The organism is Gimesia sp. (assembly GCF_048260065.1).
Lineage (GTDB): Bacteria > Planctomycetota > Planctomycetia > Planctomycetales > Planctomycetaceae > Gimesia.
The window spans coordinates 35427-51033 of the sequence record NZ_JBLXHC010000010.1 but is presented as its reverse complement, the minus strand read 5'-3'; the positions used below and the strand labels follow the sequence as shown (position 1 = coordinate 51033).

General features: G+C 53.7%; 15 protein-coding genes. 4 read left to right on the top strand and 11 right to left on the bottom strand.

The features are described 5' to 3' along the window. Window positions 1–38: 38 nt before the first annotated feature. Together ACN0YN_RS18550 and ACN0YN_RS18545 are read left to right on the top strand one after the other, a co-directional pair. Window positions 39–1484, top strand: coding sequence for an SGNH/GDSL hydrolase family protein (locus ACN0YN_RS18550; protein WP_417386495.1), 1446 nt, complete (start codon window positions 39–41; stop codon window positions 1482–1484). A 226-nt stretch (window positions 1485–1710) separates the two neighbouring features. After that, entirely contained in the window at window positions 1711–2721 is a 1011-nt protein-coding gene (locus ACN0YN_RS18545; protein WP_417386494.1) for a DUF1214 domain-containing protein, read from the top strand. 47 nt (window positions 2722–2768) lie between these two features. On the opposite strand, the gene ACN0YN_RS18540 is transcribed toward ACN0YN_RS18545, so the two are convergent. From ACN0YN_RS18540 to ACN0YN_RS18500, 9 genes are all read right to left on the bottom strand, one after another. Then, window positions 2769–3209, bottom strand: coding sequence for a hypothetical protein (locus ACN0YN_RS18540; protein WP_417386493.1), 441 nt, complete (start codon window positions 3207–3209; stop codon window positions 2769–2771). 174 nt (window positions 3210–3383) lie between these two features. After that, entirely contained in the window at window positions 3384–4502 is a 1119-nt protein-coding gene (locus tag ACN0YN_RS18535) for a hypothetical protein (protein ID WP_417386492.1), read from the bottom strand. A 193-nt stretch (window positions 4503–4695) separates the two neighbouring features. Further along, complete coding sequence (locus ACN0YN_RS18530) at window positions 4696–5067, bottom strand: hypothetical protein (RefSeq protein WP_417386491.1); 372 nt, start codon at window positions 5065–5067, stop codon at window positions 4696–4698. A gap of 35 nt (window positions 5068–5102) precedes the next feature. Beyond that, window positions 5103–5375 carry a hypothetical protein gene (locus tag ACN0YN_RS18525; protein ID WP_417386490.1) on the bottom strand — a complete coding sequence of 91 codons (273 nt, stop codon included), beginning with the start codon at window positions 5373–5375 and terminating at the stop codon, window positions 5103–5105. Window positions 5376–5604: 229 nt separating this feature from the next. Continuing rightward, the gene (locus ACN0YN_RS18520) at window positions 5605–6462 is read right to left on the bottom strand and encodes an SGNH/GDSL hydrolase family protein (protein ID WP_417386489.1); all 858 of its coding nucleotides are present in this window, start codon (window positions 6460–6462) and stop codon (window positions 5605–5607) included. 52 nt (window positions 6463–6514) lie between these two features. After that, entirely contained in the window at window positions 6515–6904 is a 390-nt protein-coding gene (locus ACN0YN_RS18515) for a carboxypeptidase-like regulatory domain-containing protein (protein WP_417386488.1), read from the bottom strand. A 129-nt stretch (window positions 6905–7033) separates the two neighbouring features. Then, window positions 7034–7996 (bottom strand): DUF1559 domain-containing protein, encoded by a 963-nt coding sequence (locus ACN0YN_RS18510; protein WP_417386487.1) that lies wholly within the window; start codon window positions 7994–7996, stop codon window positions 7034–7036. Window positions 7997–8175: 179 nt separating this feature from the next. After that, window positions 8176–9525, bottom strand: coding sequence for a FecR domain-containing protein (locus ACN0YN_RS18505; RefSeq protein ID WP_417386486.1), 1350 nt, complete (start codon window positions 9523–9525; stop codon window positions 8176–8178). After that, window positions 9522–10040: a sigma-70 family RNA polymerase sigma factor gene (locus ACN0YN_RS18500; RefSeq protein WP_417386485.1), complete on the bottom strand. Its 519-nt coding sequence runs from the start codon at window positions 10038–10040 to the stop codon at window positions 9522–9524. The genes ACN0YN_RS18505 and ACN0YN_RS18500 overlap by 4 nt, the downstream gene beginning before the upstream one ends. Before the next feature lie 235 nt (window positions 10041–10275). Between ACN0YN_RS18500 and ACN0YN_RS18495 the strand changes: the two genes are divergently transcribed. Together ACN0YN_RS18495 and ACN0YN_RS18490 are read left to right on the top strand one after the other, a co-directional pair. Then, window positions 10276–11703: a hypothetical protein gene (locus ACN0YN_RS18495; RefSeq protein WP_417386484.1), complete on the top strand. Its 1428-nt coding sequence runs from the start codon at window positions 10276–10278 to the stop codon at window positions 11701–11703. Window positions 11704–11994: 291 nt separating this feature from the next. Beyond that, complete coding sequence (locus ACN0YN_RS18490; protein ID WP_417386683.1) at window positions 11995–13050, top strand: 2-hydroxyacid dehydrogenase; 1056 nt, start codon at window positions 11995–11997, stop codon at window positions 13048–13050. 189 nt (window positions 13051–13239) lie between these two features. Here the strand turns inward: ACN0YN_RS18490 and ACN0YN_RS18485 are convergent, their stop codons facing one another. Beyond that, entirely contained in the window at window positions 13240–14922 is a 1683-nt protein-coding gene (locus ACN0YN_RS18485; protein WP_417386483.1) for a hypothetical protein, read from the bottom strand. After that, window positions 14922–15467, bottom strand: a complete 546-nt coding sequence (locus ACN0YN_RS18480; RefSeq protein WP_417386482.1) for a sigma-70 family RNA polymerase sigma factor — start codon at window positions 15465–15467, stop codon at window positions 14922–14924. The genes ACN0YN_RS18485 and ACN0YN_RS18480 overlap by 1 nt, the downstream gene beginning before the upstream one ends. Window positions 15468–15607: the final 140 nt, after the last annotated feature.

The window sequence follows — 15607 nt, the reverse complement described above, 5'->3', positions numbered from 1 at the left end:
CTGCCCCTGTTAATCGACGCGCCTTGAGGAACATTCTGATGCAGCTGTTACGGTCCACATTGATTCTCTCTCTGACACTGGTTGCCTGCAGTTCTGACCTGTTGGCACAGCCAGCCGCAAAATTCGCCCCGGTGAAACCTGCCGGCGATCCGGCGACCTTCGGTGCGAACATTCAGCGGACGATGACGCTGCTGGCCACCAGCACGCCGGAAAAATGCAATCGGGTTCGCATCCTGTTCTACGGCCAGTCCGTCACCCGCAATCCGTGGTGGGAGGACGTGGCGGATGACCTGCGCAAGCGCTTTCCGCACGCCGACCTCGAAATCGAAAATCGCGCCATCGGCGGCTATGGCGGACCGGTCCTGATCAACACCGCCGAATTTGATCTCTATCCCTTCTACCCGGACCTGGTGATCTTTCACGTCTGGAGTGGGGTGGAAAGCGGTCACCAGGAAAAAATCATCCGCCGCATCCGTGAGCGGACCACCGCCGAGGTCCTGCTCTGGACCAGTAACCTGCGCTGGCCGAGTACCGTCCCGCCGGACGGCGACCCGCAGCATCCCGACGTGCTGGCCAAAGACGCGCAGGATCAGGCGATTTCCGATCTCTACTTTCGCCTGGGCCGCGAACTCAATTGCGAAGTGGCCGACGTCCGCACCGGTATGCAGGGCTATCTGAAACAAAATAACCTGGTGGTGAAAGACACCCTTCGCGACACGGTGCACCCCAATGCATTAGGAAACTTCCTCATCGCCGAGCTGGTCAAACCGCATCTGCGTTATGATTCCAGTTTTCCCGATGACAAATGGAAAGGCCTCGTTACCGATGTTCCCATAAATGATGCGCGTGTCCAGAAGAAGGACGATGGCTCCCTGACGCTGAATTTTCAAGGCAACCGCATCGATGTGATCGCGGCTCCCGGTGACGCAGCCAAAGCCGACGTGCTGCTGGACGGGAAATCCCCCTCGCAATTCCCGGAGCTCTACTATCACACGCGCCCCAGTCCCACGCCCGTCGCAGGACGCCCGGCCTTTAATCGCATCGATCATCGTACCCCGCTGCAGGTGGAAACCTGGACCGCCCGCATCCTCGAATGCGATCTGGAAAAGGATGTGCTGCGGTACGAGGTCAGCGGCTCCAAAACGGGCCCCGACGGCACTGGCGATCACAAACAGCGTTTCGTTTCCCACTCCGGTCGCGTGGTGATCGAACCCCGGATGTGGATGGTCAACTGGTCCCTGCGTTATCGCAAACAGAGTTTGCCTGAAGATTATCAAGTCACCTGGGAAACCAGACCGCTGTTCGTCGATGTCTGGCAATCCCCGGCGGTCACGGATTCTTCCAAAGAATATCCCACGGTCCTCGCTCAGGGCTTCAAAAACGGCGACCACAGCCTGACACTCACGCCACAGACTACAGGCAAACTGCCGATTAAAGCCTTCCGGATCTACCAACCTCCGTTGAAAGTTTCCGCTGAGGATTAAAAGGGAGTATGCAAACGCAACGCAACTGAGTCATAATCGGGTGGTGTCCCGCAGCTCGATCATGTCCCGTTTAAGTTTCTGTTCCTCTGTTATTATATTATTAAGACGAATTAAACTGATTGCGTTGGAGGCCGGGCATACGGAGACTGTTTTATTCTTCAGCGACATGATAGACTCCGTTTCTCATTTCCATTCGGCGACTGGCACCTTTTTTAAGGAGTGTGTTGTGGGTTTCACTCGATTTTTGACCGTCCTGCTTCTCTGCTTCCTGTCGACTGCCGCTAAGGGCGGTGAGACCGTTACCGTTCTGAACTACGTTCGCGCTGAGACGGACCTGCAGTTCAAGGATTATGCTGCCAAAGCGGGTGGCGTTGGCAAACTCATGAATCTGCGCGAGGTGTACTCGGTAAAAAACCAGACGACCATCCGCGGCAATCGGGACACATTGTATTCATTTGGCGTGTACGACCTGGCCAGCCCCGTGACGATCATCAAGCCGGCTTCCCCGAACCGGTTTCAGTCTCTGCTCGTGATCGACCAGGACGAGTACAATCCCGTTCTCAAGAATGGTGCGGGAAAGGTGACGTTGACGATCGACAACGTCGGCACACGCTACGTGATGTTGCTGTTTCGCACATTCTGTGATCCGAACAGCCCGGCAGACATGAAAAAAGCACACGCACTTCAGGATGCGATCAAGGTCGAGCAGGCGTCAGCGGGCACACTTGAGCTGCCAGACTGGGACATGGCGTCGCTTGTGGCAACCCGTCAAACCCTCAATCAGCTGGTCAAGCAGCTTGACGGCCTTCCCAATGCCTTCGGGCCAAGGGGGGAAGTGGATCCGACTCAGCATCTGCTGGGGGCCGCGTTCGGATGGGGCGGGAACCCGCAGCGCGGGGCGATGTACTTCAACGTTACGCCTGAAAAGAACGACGGCCAGATCGCTTACACACTTACGATGCCCAAAGACGTGCCCGTTGAGGCCTTCTGGTCGGTTAGCGTGTACAACAAAGAAGGTTTCTTTGAACCCAATGACCTCAATGCCTACTCGTTCAACAGCATCACGTCGCAACGCGATCATGACGGCAGTGTGACGATTCATTTCGGCGGCGACCCCCAGGCAACCAATTATCTCCCCATCACTGATGGCTGGAACTACATCGTTCGCTGTTATATTCCCGGCTGGCAGATCGTGGAAGGCAACTGGACACCGCCCGCTCCGCAGCCTGTCGAATAATGGCCCCGCACAGGCCCCGGAACTGATAACTGATTCCTGTCGACCGTTTAATCGTTTGCCGTCCCAGGCAACGATTGATCTGCGAGCATTTTCTCAATCTGAGTAATCGCCTTTGAGCGGTTTGAGCCCTTGATCAGCCATTGAGGGAGTGCATACAGCGCCGCCTGATTTCGGTCTTTGTTGCCTGTAAGGACATCTTGGATCTGCCGCAGCCGGCTTTCATTCTCGGCCCACAGCACGTGCTCACCAATGCGGATTCGGAACCAGAACCGATGTTCAAGTGAGGCGCCTGATTTGAGTTCGCCCACAACACCACATTGGGAGCACAGAATTCGTTTGACACAATACCCGATGTACGGGTTACGGTACGTGCCACGCACACCGCGCGCGTACGTTTTACCGACGCAACGACCACCGCATGCCGGGCAGACAAGGTCGTAGTCAGGACCCTTTTGGCCATAAAATGGTGTCTCTGTATCAAACCACATGGTGCCCGTTAACCTTTGAGAGATAGAATGACGAACCTGTCTAAATCTATCAGGATTACTGTCTCGTATCAATTACTGCCATCAAACAAATAAAGGTTCCAGGAACCTGAAATCCTGCCCCCGGTGAGCCTGATTGTCATACCGCGAAACTCTGCGCGAGTCAGTCGTAGTTTCTCACTTGATCAACTGATAGCCCGTGCGTGATGTCTGGTATTTGATTTCGTGCGCGCTGCCGAATCCGCGGGTTTTTCCGTCGCCGGTCATTGTTCCGTTTTCGCAACAGGCGACGACTTTCAACACGCCCTTTGCCTGCACGTTCACCGGTTCGCTGATGGTGATGTCGAACGTGCCGTCTTTTTCTACACGGGCCACGTAGGGCTTTTGGAAATACTGGGTTCGTACGTCAGGTGCCGTGTCGTAAACGATAATGCTGTGCGCCGGGACGTTCGAGGTAACGCGTCCGGTCAGATGTGCCACCCGTTGCTGGCGATCGTTCTTCACAGCGAGGTCATGCCATTCGACTTTGGGAATCTGATAGCGACGCTCTGCGGTTCCCGTGAATAACGGATGCTTCCACAGAATCGCCGCTGAGGCTTCCGTGACATAACCCCGTTCTTCCTTGTTTTTCATCACCCTGCGATAGTTGGCGATCGTCGCGCCCATCAGAGGCATACCCAGATCCTCTTTGATGAGCGGCCCATTGTGCGGCAGCCCGAGTGCATGACCGAATTCGTGGATGGTGCCTTTCAAAGTCAGGTCTTTCAAGAGGGGGCTCGCCAGCTTGTCTTCCAGAGAAATCTCCCCCGGCAGATTCGTATAGTTGACCTGCGACAACCCACCCGCTGCCGCGTTCCCCGAACCCAGGTAGCTGCTGTACTTCAGCGGCGGATCGCCCACGTACACCCAGACCCACCAGACGTCTAATGTTTTGGGAAGCTTGAATTTCTCCATTGCCAGCAGCTTCCCCTTTCGCGACAGGTTTCCGTCCTTCAAGGGAAATTTTCCACTCGCCAGCGTCTCCGGCGATTTGACGAATAAAACCTGCACGCTGCCATCGGCGTTTCGCTGGAAGATCTGCTCACGGGCGGGCGGGTAGTCCCACGCTTTCATCCACTTCACCAGCATCGCTTCCGTGTAGTCTGCGACTTGTGTGAGTCGCCGGGCGACACCGGGTGGCGCATCGACGTCAGCCGGGGTTAAGAAGACAATTTGCACCCGGGGCATTTTTGCCTGGCCAAAGGCCGAGATCGGGGAAGACAGTAAGAGCACAGCTAAGAAGAGTGAGCGCATCATTCTTAACCCTCGACACAATGAAGTTTCCACCTGATAAATCAATTGTCAATTAATGTTACCCGGTAAAACCCGAGTCACAAGCACAAAACCCGCAGGGAGGGAATTTGATCTGACGGAAATGTCTAAGTGACAGCAACCGGGCAGGGGGCCGCGTGTGTACTCTGCCTCTGAAGTTCCGTGGATGACTGCCAGCTCACTCCCTCGCAGCCACAATTTCATCGGGCGGGGGGACTTCTTTGAGCTGGACTGCTTTGATGGTCGATTGACCGCGGGCCAGGGCTTTGGCGACGCGGTGGGCGCCGTCGAACAGCTGGCCGTCGGGGTCGAGGAGAATCGGGTAAGCGGTGTCGGCTCGTTCCATTCTCTGAAAGTGCGCGACCACATTGCGTAACGTCGCCGGGTGATGGTCGTCGAACCAGCAGACGGCGTCCACGTGTTTGAGTGACTCGATTTCCACCTCAATCACCGTCGCGTCCCGGGTGGCCTCCCACAGCGGTTCCAGATGCCAGACATGGTATTGATCTCCTACCTGCATCATCATCCGATCAACGCGTTGCGATACCATACTGTTCCCTTCCGTAATCGAGGTGAATCAGGTTGTCAGGCATTAAGCCAGATCAAGAAGCCGCTTACGAGCAGCAGGCATGAGAGTGCCGCCAGCCAGAGTGCCGCCCGTCTCCATTGCGGATGGAGCAGGGCGGACAGAGTTGAAGTCAGCAGGCTTGCAATCAGTGAGAGCCCCACAATAAGCGAGCCGACAGCAAAATAACGCAGACTTTGCCAGCTGTCTGCCGCCGGTGCCCCAAAGGCAAAGATGACGCCGACCACAACCAGACAAAGCGAGCAGACAGTGATTCGCAGAAGCAGCGGCATGGCGATTCTCATTGGCCTGACTCGCGGGATGCGAATCGTAATAACCATAGAGATATACGTGCAGTAAAGAGAAGTCAATCCGGAACTCGTTTCACTGGCGGTTTCCGTTCTACACAATGCAGGCGGCTGGCTCGGAGAGGGGCAGGGGAACTGCTTGCAGACTGAAAAAAGGGCAGGGATTTCTGTTCAAATCCTGCCCCGTTTACGTGCCTGTTGTGCCGGACGTTGTCTATTTCGACTCGTGCTTTTTGAGGGTTTCTGAAATGCTTTTCGCCACTTGCGTTCCCAGTTGTGTATAGCCGTCTTCGTTGAAGTGCACATCTTTGGGATTTTGCGTTTCAGACAGTTGAGGTGTGATGAAGGTGAACAGATCGTCGATTGCGATGCCGTGCTTTTTCATGACCCGCGCTGCGATGACGTTTCGTTCTTCGATGGCGGTTTTGATGGACGGTCCTTCTTTCCAGTCGGTGGGAACCGGCGTCGTGCTGGCCCAGATGAGTGTGGCTCCCGTTTTCTGCAGGCGTTCTACGATGGTCTCCAGGCGTGCTTCATAATCGGCAATCGGCGTGCGGCGGTCGTGGATTCCGAAATTGAAATGAATGACATCCCAGTCCCCTTTGCCCAGCCAGACATCAAGTTGCTTTAACGCGGTCGCCGTTGGTCCGCAATTGGCGGGGGCGCGGTGCACATTCGCTTTCCCTGCCAGAGCGTTTCGGGTCGCCACAGTATAGCCGCGGGAAACGGAATCGCCGATCAGAATGACGCGCGGCAGCTGCGGATCATCGGCAACATAATCCCAGGCGGTGATTTTTCCCTGCAGCTTCGATCGCTGATAATGGGGGAGATAAAACCCGCCCAGGTTTTCTTCCAGAACGGTTTCCCATTCCTGCTGCTCGGGAGGGAGTGTCGCTTTCCAGGCGGCGAACTTCTGATTCAGGTCGGCTGCCTGTTTTGCTTTTTTGGCAGCCGCTTCACTGGCATTGGTCGGCTCTGTCTTTTGATCTTCACCCCGGGATGGCGTTGCGACCAGAATGATTAACGCGAAGAGAACAAGACAGGATCGTACATCATAAGCGGAACGGAACATGGTGATCTTTCTGAAAGTGAAACGCTGATTAAGAGAACAGGGCAGAAGTATGCTATCTGGTTTTGTTTTTTGGTTTTGATTTCAATTCCAGATTGATGACGTTATCCCCTTCTGTGACTTTGGCTGTCAGTTTGCTGAGTTCCTGATCGAACTGTTTGTAAGTAATGATACTCACATCATGGTCGTCGACTTTGGCACCATAGGTATTCCGGTTGAACAGCAGCGTGTATTCGCCGTTTTCGTCAGTCATGCCTGTGGAAGCGCGACCCGATGAAGGCTGGAACAGAATTTCCGCTTCGGGCAAAGGTTGGCCATCCAGGGTGACGACACCGGATACCGGTGCGATTTTCGGCATATCGTCAGGCTGATAAGAACAGCCCGCCAGAAACAGGCCTAACAGGCTGACCCATTTCAGCGTGTGTGATGAATCAAGTTTGAGCATAGCGCACCTCATAAGAGATAAAAAATGGTCCAGTTGTATTGATCGTTCGCGCAGCACGGGCACGAATCCCACAACGCCGGGGCCTCAAAGTGAGGCACCCGGATTGTTGGTATGGGGAACGCAGGCGAATCAGAATTCTCCAATAATTTCGCCACCGCCGATCGAAGTTAAGGCGTTCAATACGGAGAACTGATCGACATTTTCACTCATGAAACGGACAGACCCGTCTGCCAGTAAGACATGCACGCCCCCTTCATGCTCGCTTCCCGCTCCGTTACGGTTCACGCCGGGATAAGACGGGTCGGTATAAATTCGATTGATGCCCCGACCGGGGATATTGATCCAGTACACGTAGGTGTAAGCGTTCCAGTAGGGACCGTTCCAGTCTTCCTGGCCCTTCTTGCGCAATGGTGTTTCCGCCATGCAGAGGACGTTGGTAGTACCATCGGTTAAATCGCGTATCCGGGGTGAACCGTTGGGTCCCCACATCCCTTTCTTGGGGTCAGAGGTATTTGCCCAGGTCGTCGTCCAGTTCCCGTCGTAGCGGTCGGTCACCAGTCCATAGCTGGTTCGCTGGGCGCCGTTGCCTTGTGAAAAGGCATAGTCTTTCGAACCTTTAGTCGGTCCGGGATCGGAGGGGCAGAGGAATACGGGTACGGGAGAAGTGACTACCGAAAGCTGATCGGTCGTAGGAGTCGTGCCCGTACAACCTGAGCCTGCATAATTTGATTTTCCACTCGGTAAACTGAAATTGTAGCTGTTATACAAGGCCGTCTGTTCGAGGTAAGGCAACAGCATCTGGTAAGCCGTATGATTGAGGATTGTTCCTGGTGCAGTCCCGCTCATGGCGTCACAACTTGTCCCCGGTGCAATCGCCCCTGGTGGAAACAGGCTGTGGGAAGAGTGATAGTTGTGCATCGCAATTCCAATCTGTTTCAGATTGTTTTTGCAGGTGCTGCGTCGAGCCGCTTCCCGCGCCTGCTGCACGGCTGGAAGTAACAGGGCAATCAGAATGGCAATGATGGCGATCACCACCAGCAGCTCGATCAGCGTGAAACCCTTTCTCCTGTGATTGTGTTGTTCAGAGCACATAATCAACTCCTCTTTCTATAAAATGAATGAAACATGGTTACTTGAAATACGGTGATAAATAGCTAATGAAAAAACTCCTGGTCTCAATTCTGTAAGGGCAGGTCATCAAAGTCAGGCGAGCACACAAGCGGGCGTGCGAACCTTTTGAATCAACACGCTATACCTGTTCTGATCAGACGCTACTCTGAGTTTCGAATAAAATAAGTTCCGTCGAGCATGTATTCCCCCGAATTCACTTCGCCCCGGAACCGGTCCGGGATGAGCTGCAGATCACCTGACTGATATCCGGAAGGGATACCGTGAATGTGGTCCTGTGTGCCGGAAAAATAGGTGATCTCTCTTTTCTTCGGCCCCTTGGGGGGGCCAGAGGATTCAATCAAAGCCAGTACTAAATCAGTCGCGGCAGGGGTAAACGGGATCAGGCCTTCGTTACTCGGAAACTCCCACTCGGCTGTGGTTTCATTGAAGTAGACCACTGCATAATGTGCCGAAATTTCCGCCCGAGCCGCTTGGAAATCCTTATCCTGAATACGTTCGAGCAACGATGTGGGAGAATACAGCAGGTAGGATTTCCCCACGTGTTCATCGGCGCCAAAAATGTTTTGAACCTGCTCGGGCAGGAGTACGATATTCGGCGTCAGAGCCTGTTTGTTTCGCTGAATCACTGAATAGAACTTCCGGGAAAGGCGCGCTTCAGGCAGCCACTGGTCCTTACCTGCTGCACGTCGCATTGTGTTTCCTTCAATGAGGTTTACGGTCTTTCCCCGGGAATCAGCGAGTTCTACTTCACCTTGGAAGACCTGCACGCCCGATGTGCCCGCGTTGTCGATCTCGACACCAAACAGCGTTCCCAGATCACGCACCGGTCCGCCCGGTGTTCTGACAGTGAACCCCTTGCCTTTGGGTGTTGTCACTTTCGCCATCAGGATGCCGGCGGAGACATTGATTTCATTTTCCCCCGTGATCGCAAACGTGGCGGGCGCGGAAATCGATGTTTTCACTCCGGTGATGAAAAGCAGTTCCAACTGACCGCCGTCCAGTTTGTAGATTTTGTCACCTTCCAGCTGATCGCCGATACTCAACGGATCCTGATTGAAAAATCTCACTTCATGAGTGTCAGCGACTGTCACATGATAATCGACGATTTCCGGTACGATCACCTGAACCGCAACGGGTTTTTCGACAGGCGGATCGGGAAGTTGACTGGTAATCCAGACGCAGATCACCAGAATCAAGGCAGCAGGCAGACCCATCAGCATGAAATAAGGCATTTTCGAAGGGGCCTTAGGCTCCTGGATAAGTGCATTCAGACTTTCTCTGTTCGAAAAACCGCCTTTATGAATCTGTTCCAGTTGCGAATGGATTGCGATGAAATCGACGTAGAAATCCCGGGCCGACTCATCGATCTCCAGCGTATGCTGTAATTGACTGAACTGTTCTTCTGAAATCTTACTGTCCAGATGCAGTGATATCATTTTTCCCAACGCATCGATCTCCAGGGGCGAATTGTCCGACTGTGAATTGTTCATAAGCCGTCCTCCAGCTGGAGGGACTTGTCGACGCAGTCAATCAACGCCAGTCTCAGTCGATATAGTAATGAGGTGATACCGTTGTAGGTTCGTCCCCAGATGCCGGCGATTTCTTCCAGCGACTTCTCTTCCTGGTAACGCTGCTTCAGCAATCGCTGGTGATCGTCAGGCAGTTGTTCCAGGCAGTGAAACAGAGAACCCAGCCGCCTGTCGTACTGCTCGTTTTTTGAGATCGATTTCTCAGAGATTTCCTTGAGGAGCTCTGCGTTAAACAGTAACGATTCCCGTTGTGCATCCCGGTGATAAGAGAGCACTTTATAGTAGGCGATTTTCGAAGCCCAGGCCGAAAAAGAAGTGCCCGGAGTGAAGTCGACCGCTTTCTCCAGGATACTTTTATTGGTTTCCTGCAGAATATCGTGCGTATCGTTTTTGTTGCCGGTTAACGACAAAACATAACTGTACAGCTTTGCCTGGCAGTCGATGAGATTTAATACAAACTCTTCTGAAACCATCATTTGCGCTTGAATCATCTCTAAAATGAGAAAGTGGGTTGAACTGGCTGTTATATTAATATTCCATAAAGAGCCAGTTTTTGTCGAAGTGTTTGCCAGATAAATCCAGGAATATTCAAGATGAGTATTCAACACACTGAATCTGGTCCACCGCCTCCCCCTTTTGCATTTCCGGGCAAACCGATCATAATGCACTCTCGAACAGACAACATCCCAAACCACCAACGAAAACTCGCCCATGCTTTCTGAACTCAAACTCCTCGACGCCACACTCCATCGCACGGAGACGCAGACCCGCATGCCCTTTCGGTTTGGTATTGCCGTCATGACCGCGGCACCGCATGTCTTCCTCAAGTGCCGCTATGAAATCGGCGGGCAGGTCGTCACCGGCATCGCCTCCGAGGGACTGCTGCCCCGCTGGTTCGACAAGTCGCCCGAAAAACAGGCCGATCAGGAAATCGACGAAATGCTGCAGGTCATCCGGCAGGCCGTCGCATTCGCCCGGCAGGCGGCACCTGCGCCTGCGTTTGGTTTTTGGCGACAGGTCTATCAGGCACAGGTCACCTGGGCCGCGGAGCAGGGCTTCCCTTCGCTGCTGGCTCAGTTCGGCGTCACAATGGTCGAACGCACCCTGCTCGATGCACTCGCGCGTGCCGAACAGTGTAACCTGGCCACGCTACTGCGGGAGAATCGCGTCGGCCTCGATCTGGCTTCCATCCATCCTGAACTGGCAGGTCGCACGCCAGCTGAGTTCCTCCCCGCACAGCCGCTGACGAAAATCATCGCCCGCCACACGGTCGGTCTCTCCGATCCTCTGACCGCCGCCGACCTCACGTCCGAAGACCGCATCGACGATGGCCTGCCACAAACGCTGGAAGACTGCATCCGCGCCTACGGACTGAGGCACTTCAAACTCAAGGCCCAGGGGGATGTCGACCGCGATCTGGATCGACTCCGTTCCGTCGCAAAAGTCATCACACAACATTGCGGCAACGACTTTGCTTTCACTCTGGACGGCAACGAGCAATACCGCGAGTTCCCCCGCTTCGTCGAACTCTGGGATGGCATCCAGGCCGACGCGGCTCTGTCGGCTTTCTTCGAAAACCTGATCTTCATCGAGCAGCCCCTGCATCGCAGCGTGGCCCTCGACTCCGCCATCGCGCACATTGCCGACTGGGAAAACGGGCCGCCCGTGATCATCGACGAATCCGACGCTGAACTCAGCGCACTGGAACAGGCACTGAAGCTGGGTTATGCGGGAACGAGTCACAAGAACTGTAAAGGCATCCTGAAGGCGACCGCCCATCGCTGCCTGATCAACCACCGCAATGCCACCGAAAACACGAACCGTTACCAGATGAGTGGCGAAGACCTGGTGAATATCGGCCCGGTCGCCCTACTGCAGGACCTCGCCGCCCAGGCAGCCCTGGGCAACACCTCCGTCGAACGCAACGGCCACCACTATTTTAATGGTCTGACCCCGTTCCCCAGAGAAATCAGCCAGCTGATGCTCCAGCAGCACGGCGATCTCTACACCGAGATGGACAACGGCTTCGCCCGCGTCAACATCACGAATGGTGAACTCAACCTGACCTCTGTCAACGCCGCCTCGTTCGGCGTCGGAGTAGAAATTCCCCTGGATGGCTTTGAGGAATTGTCACTCTAAATAATAGCGAGACAAAAATGACTGCATGATGACTATCATCTTTCGTGCTTTTCGTGGTAGTAAAGAATTATTGAGGTTGGATAAAGTCCAGCCTCGCTTTCGGTCTGGCTGACTGTATTCAGACGGTGTCCACCACTCTATAATCGGGAACAGTCTTGCTAAATCTAATCGAACGAATCTGTTTCTAAGAGAGAGTCAGTAGTGGAAGACAAACACGACAGGGAACGGCTTCAGGCCTTCATCGAGCAGTTACAGAGTCAGAGCGGCCTGGATGCTGTGACGTATGAGCGGATGCTGGCGGAGTTGAACACGTCTCAGACGCCGGTCGGGCAGGATGCGGAAGGCCGCCAACGGATTGCTTTTTTTGATGCGAAACAGTACGACCTCAATTCGTTTTCGCATCAAAATGAGGGGCGTTTTGAATTGATCCCGATGGAAACGCCGCTCAATGAACAAACTGTTTCCGCAGCAGCCGGTTGCAAGGTGGTCTGTATCTTCGTGAATGATGAGGCCCATGAGCGGGTCATTGCGCGGCTGGCTGAACTGGGGGTGGAATTGATCGCTCTGCGTTGTGCCGGCTTCAATAACGTTGATCTGGAGGCTTGTCAGAGGCACGGCATCAGTGTCGTGCGGGTTCCCGCCTATTCGCCGCATGCGGTCGCCGAACATACAGCCGCGTTGATGTTGATGCTCAACCGGCATTTGCACCAGGCTTACCTGCGGAACCGGGCCGGGGCATTTGTGTTAGATGGGCTGACCGGTTTCGATATGTATGGAAAAACCGTGGGCGTCATTGGCACGGGTAAAATCGGGCAGTGCGTTGTGCAGATCCTGAACGGGTTCGGCTGTCGGGTGCTGGCATATGACGTGCAGGAAAATCCCGAAGTCGCCTCTCTGCCACAGACAGAGTATGTCGATCTGGACGCATTGTTTGCGCAGTCGGATATTGTCACATTGCATCTGCCGCTGTTCGAGGAGACGCATCATCTTATCAATTCCCAGACCATCGCCCGGATGAAGCGGGGCGTGATGCTCATCAATACGTCGCGGGGAGGCCTGGTGGAGACGGTCTCTCTGATCGAAGGCTTGAAGTCGGGGCAGATCGGTTATGCCGGGCTGGATGTCTATGAAGAAGAAGCGGGTATCTTTTTCCACGATATTTCGAACCAGGTGCTCGACGATGACGTGCTGGCGAGGCTGATGACATTCAACAACGTGGTGATCACATCGCATCAGGCATTCCTGACCCGCGAGGCACTGGATAACATCGCCGAAACCACCTTCGCCAATATCGCAGAATATTTCGCCGGCAAACGAGGAACAGAACTGACGCACCACGTGGGTTAAACTGACCCTTCGCAATCGAAAAATGAGCATGAGAACCAGGCCAGCCATTGACGATTGAGGAGGTGCGCAGAAAAAAAGAGGCCTGAGGAGAATACCACAGGTTCCGATGACCAGGAGCCTCTGAAGTCTTAGTGAAGGTCCGTTTTTCCCACGAGAGAGCAGATAGTGAAACCCTTAGTCCGACTATGATTACCGTTCGAGCCGGGGGGGATTCGAATCGACGACAGAAGCCCAGGAGGAGCCGATACGTAATTCGTCAAACAGGTAGTTGCCTTTTGTTCCGACGTGCAGGCGTACCAGGTCCCAGGTATTTGAGTCGTGAAAAGGGGTGGAGACGCAGGTCCAGACCGGCGGTTCCCGCTTCGGTATCGTTTCGGTTTCGGAAAGGACCCGCATGAAAACCTGGTCGGGAGCATTCTTGCTGGCAACGATTTTGGCCACGATGAAAAACGGTTTTCCCGTTTGCAGCGGCGGTGCCTGTTCCACAATCTGCATGTCGGCCTGCAATGTCGCATAACCTTCCGAGCTCATGCCAAACAGGATTTGGCGGGAATGCGCTAAAACCTTTGAGGTCTGCAGCGACAAATTTCCGAACTGTTCATCCTTTATATTCGGGCCACTGTTGTTTTTCTGCAGATAAAAACTGAGGTAATAAATGGCGTTCGTATCCATGCGGATCGGTTTTTCTAACGCGCGCCAGGCCATACTTCCATCGCGGAGTTCAATTAACCCCAGCTGGCTTACTGCCAGTTGAGTTCGAGACAGCGACTTGCCGGGGTGACTTTCACCCGCAGCGGGTTCGCTGCTGTTCTTGGCTTTTGTCCAGGGACTTTTCCAGCCAGTGCCCGCATTCTGCCACTCCGAAGCCGTTTCCGGATCTTTAAGGGCTGCAGGATGAAAACTGTCGTAGACCCGTAACTCCTGTTGAAGAGCGAGCGGCGTTTTGGAATCGCCGGGAACTTCTCTTTTGAATTTCTCCGGCAGCAACTCAATCTCGTCGCTCTTGTTATCTTTCAGCCGCCGGGCCTGGCCTTCCTGGACGATAATCGATTCCGCGAACTGCTCGTTCTTATGATTGGGGTCGACCCGGACCGCACCTTCGAACACATGCAGGTCGACTTCACCATCTTTGTCAATGCGGGCCCCGTATTCGGTGCCGATATCATGCAGGGTGAGCAGGGGAGTAACCAAAGTGAATTCGGGCGTGGGTTCATAGCCGTGTAACACCATGTTGCCATAATCGATATGGGCACAGCAGCCTGTTACCAGTTTGATTTTGGTTGGCCCCTCGATTACCAGACGGGTACCGGAATCGAAGCGAAACTCGGCAACCCCCTGTTTCAGTAACAGGTCTTCTGTCAGCAGACGCTGCCCGGAGAATTCAGGACGGGAACTACCTGCCCAGACACAGTCGGTCGCGCGAGTGAGCGTGGCGACATAAGGCAGTTCTGCGCGAATCGAGTCCGTGACGGCGTTAGGAGCGCGTTCCCAGAGGAAGTCGCCGGTGCTCATCCATTCGACCATCAGTAACAGTAACATTGACGCAGCAGCGACCAGAGCGTAATTGATGAACGCCGGCTGTCTGGTCGATGGTACAATTCTGTTGACCTGCGGCTCGGGGATGAAGGGGGGGGGAATTGCCTCTGCTTCCTCAATACCCGTCTCTTCCAGTGTCTTCAGTCGTTCGAGCAGTTCCGGGGAAATTCCCGAATCGATATCCAGGTATTCAAAGTAATGCTGCATGGCCTGAGGATTGTCAGCGAGATAGTTCTGGAACGCTGCAAATTCTTCTTCAGAGAAATCTCCATCCTCGCTGTTGAGCAGCTGGTTCAGTAACTGTTCGAATTCGGGGGGAAGATCCTTGATTGACATTAGACCTGCCGCTCACTCTTGAATTTACTTAAAATGCATTCGGCCAGTTCACGTCTGAGAAATGTCAGACGGTTATACAGGGTCTGCAGCGCCCGATCGGCCGTCTTTGCGAATTCCTTGACAGATTTTTTTTTCAGTACAACTTTTTGCAGCAGCTGCTGATCTGGTGTGGCCAGGCCATTCATGCAATCCTGCAGAAACTGAATTCGACGATTATACTTACCTAAATCTTTCTCTCGCTGTTGAGCCATGGCTTCAACGAGATCCTGGCTGAAATAATGCCGATCGTTTCGCGTGCTTCTGCGGTGATTGCAGACCGTATAAAAGGAGATTCCACAAGCCCAGGAAAAGAAGTCTCGATCTCGATCGAACTCATCAAATTTTTTCCAGAGCGTCAGGCAGACATGCTGGTAGACATCTTCCGCATCAGAATAATGAGGCACCAGTGTTCGAATATAATTAAATATCCGAAAACGATCTTTATCTAACAGAGAAGTAAAGACCGCTCTGGAGCTGGAATTGAGCGACGAAAATGAATCCGGCATATACCCGGTAACTCCGTTCAGAATCGCAACATGAAATGCAAACAGTCTGCTGACCTGGAAAGCGCATTTCAGGAGAATTAAATGGGGCGGACGTTTATTGAAAACGGGTGTTTTTACCTATAACTGATGTTAATAACAAT

Excerpts from the sequence above, each read along its gene's own strand:
- ACN0YN_RS18550 (WP_417386495.1), top strand. The coding sequence starts at position 39 with ATGCAGCTGTTACGGTCCACATTGATTCTCTCTCTGACACTGGTTGCC.
- ACN0YN_RS18540 (WP_417386493.1), bottom strand. The coding sequence starts at position 3,209 with ATGTGGTTTGATACAGAGACACCATTTTATGGCCAAAAGGGTCCTGAC.
- ACN0YN_RS18535 (WP_417386492.1), bottom strand. The coding sequence starts at position 4,502 with ATGATGCGCTCACTCTTCTTAGCTGTGCTCTTACTGTCTTCCCCGATC.
- ACN0YN_RS18530 (WP_417386491.1), bottom strand. The coding sequence starts at position 5,067 with ATGGTATCGCAACGCGTTGATCGGATGATGATGCAGGTAGGAGATCAA.
- ACN0YN_RS18525 (WP_417386490.1), bottom strand. The coding sequence starts at position 5,375 with ATGCCGCTGCTTCTGCGAATCACTGTCTGCTCGCTTTGTCTGGTTGTG.
- ACN0YN_RS18520 (WP_417386489.1), bottom strand. The coding sequence starts at position 6,462 with ATGTTCCGTTCCGCTTATGATGTACGATCCTGTCTTGTTCTCTTCGCG.
- ACN0YN_RS18515 (WP_417386488.1), bottom strand. The coding sequence starts at position 6,904 with ATGCTCAAACTTGATTCATCACACACGCTGAAATGGGTCAGCCTGTTA.
- ACN0YN_RS18510 (WP_417386487.1), bottom strand. The coding sequence starts at position 7,996 with ATGTGCTCTGAACAACACAATCACAGGAGAAAGGGTTTCACGCTGATC.
- ACN0YN_RS18505 (WP_417386486.1), bottom strand. The coding sequence starts at position 9,525 with ATGAACAATTCACAGTCGGACAATTCGCCCCTGGAGATCGATGCGTTG.
- ACN0YN_RS18500 (WP_417386485.1), bottom strand. The coding sequence starts at position 10,040 with ATGATGGTTTCAGAAGAGTTTGTATTAAATCTCATCGACTGCCAGGCA.
- ACN0YN_RS18495 (WP_417386484.1), top strand. The coding sequence starts at position 10,276 with ATGCTTTCTGAACTCAAACTCCTCGACGCCACACTCCATCGCACGGAG.
- ACN0YN_RS18490 (WP_417386683.1), top strand. The coding sequence starts at position 11,995 with ATGCTGGCGGAGTTGAACACGTCTCAGACGCCGGTCGGGCAGGATGCG.
- ACN0YN_RS18485 (WP_417386483.1), bottom strand. The coding sequence starts at position 14,922 with ATGTCAATCAAGGATCTTCCCCCCGAATTCGAACAGTTACTGAACCAG.
- ACN0YN_RS18480 (WP_417386482.1), bottom strand. The coding sequence starts at position 15,467 with ATGCCGGATTCATTTTCGTCGCTCAATTCCAGCTCCAGAGCGGTCTTT.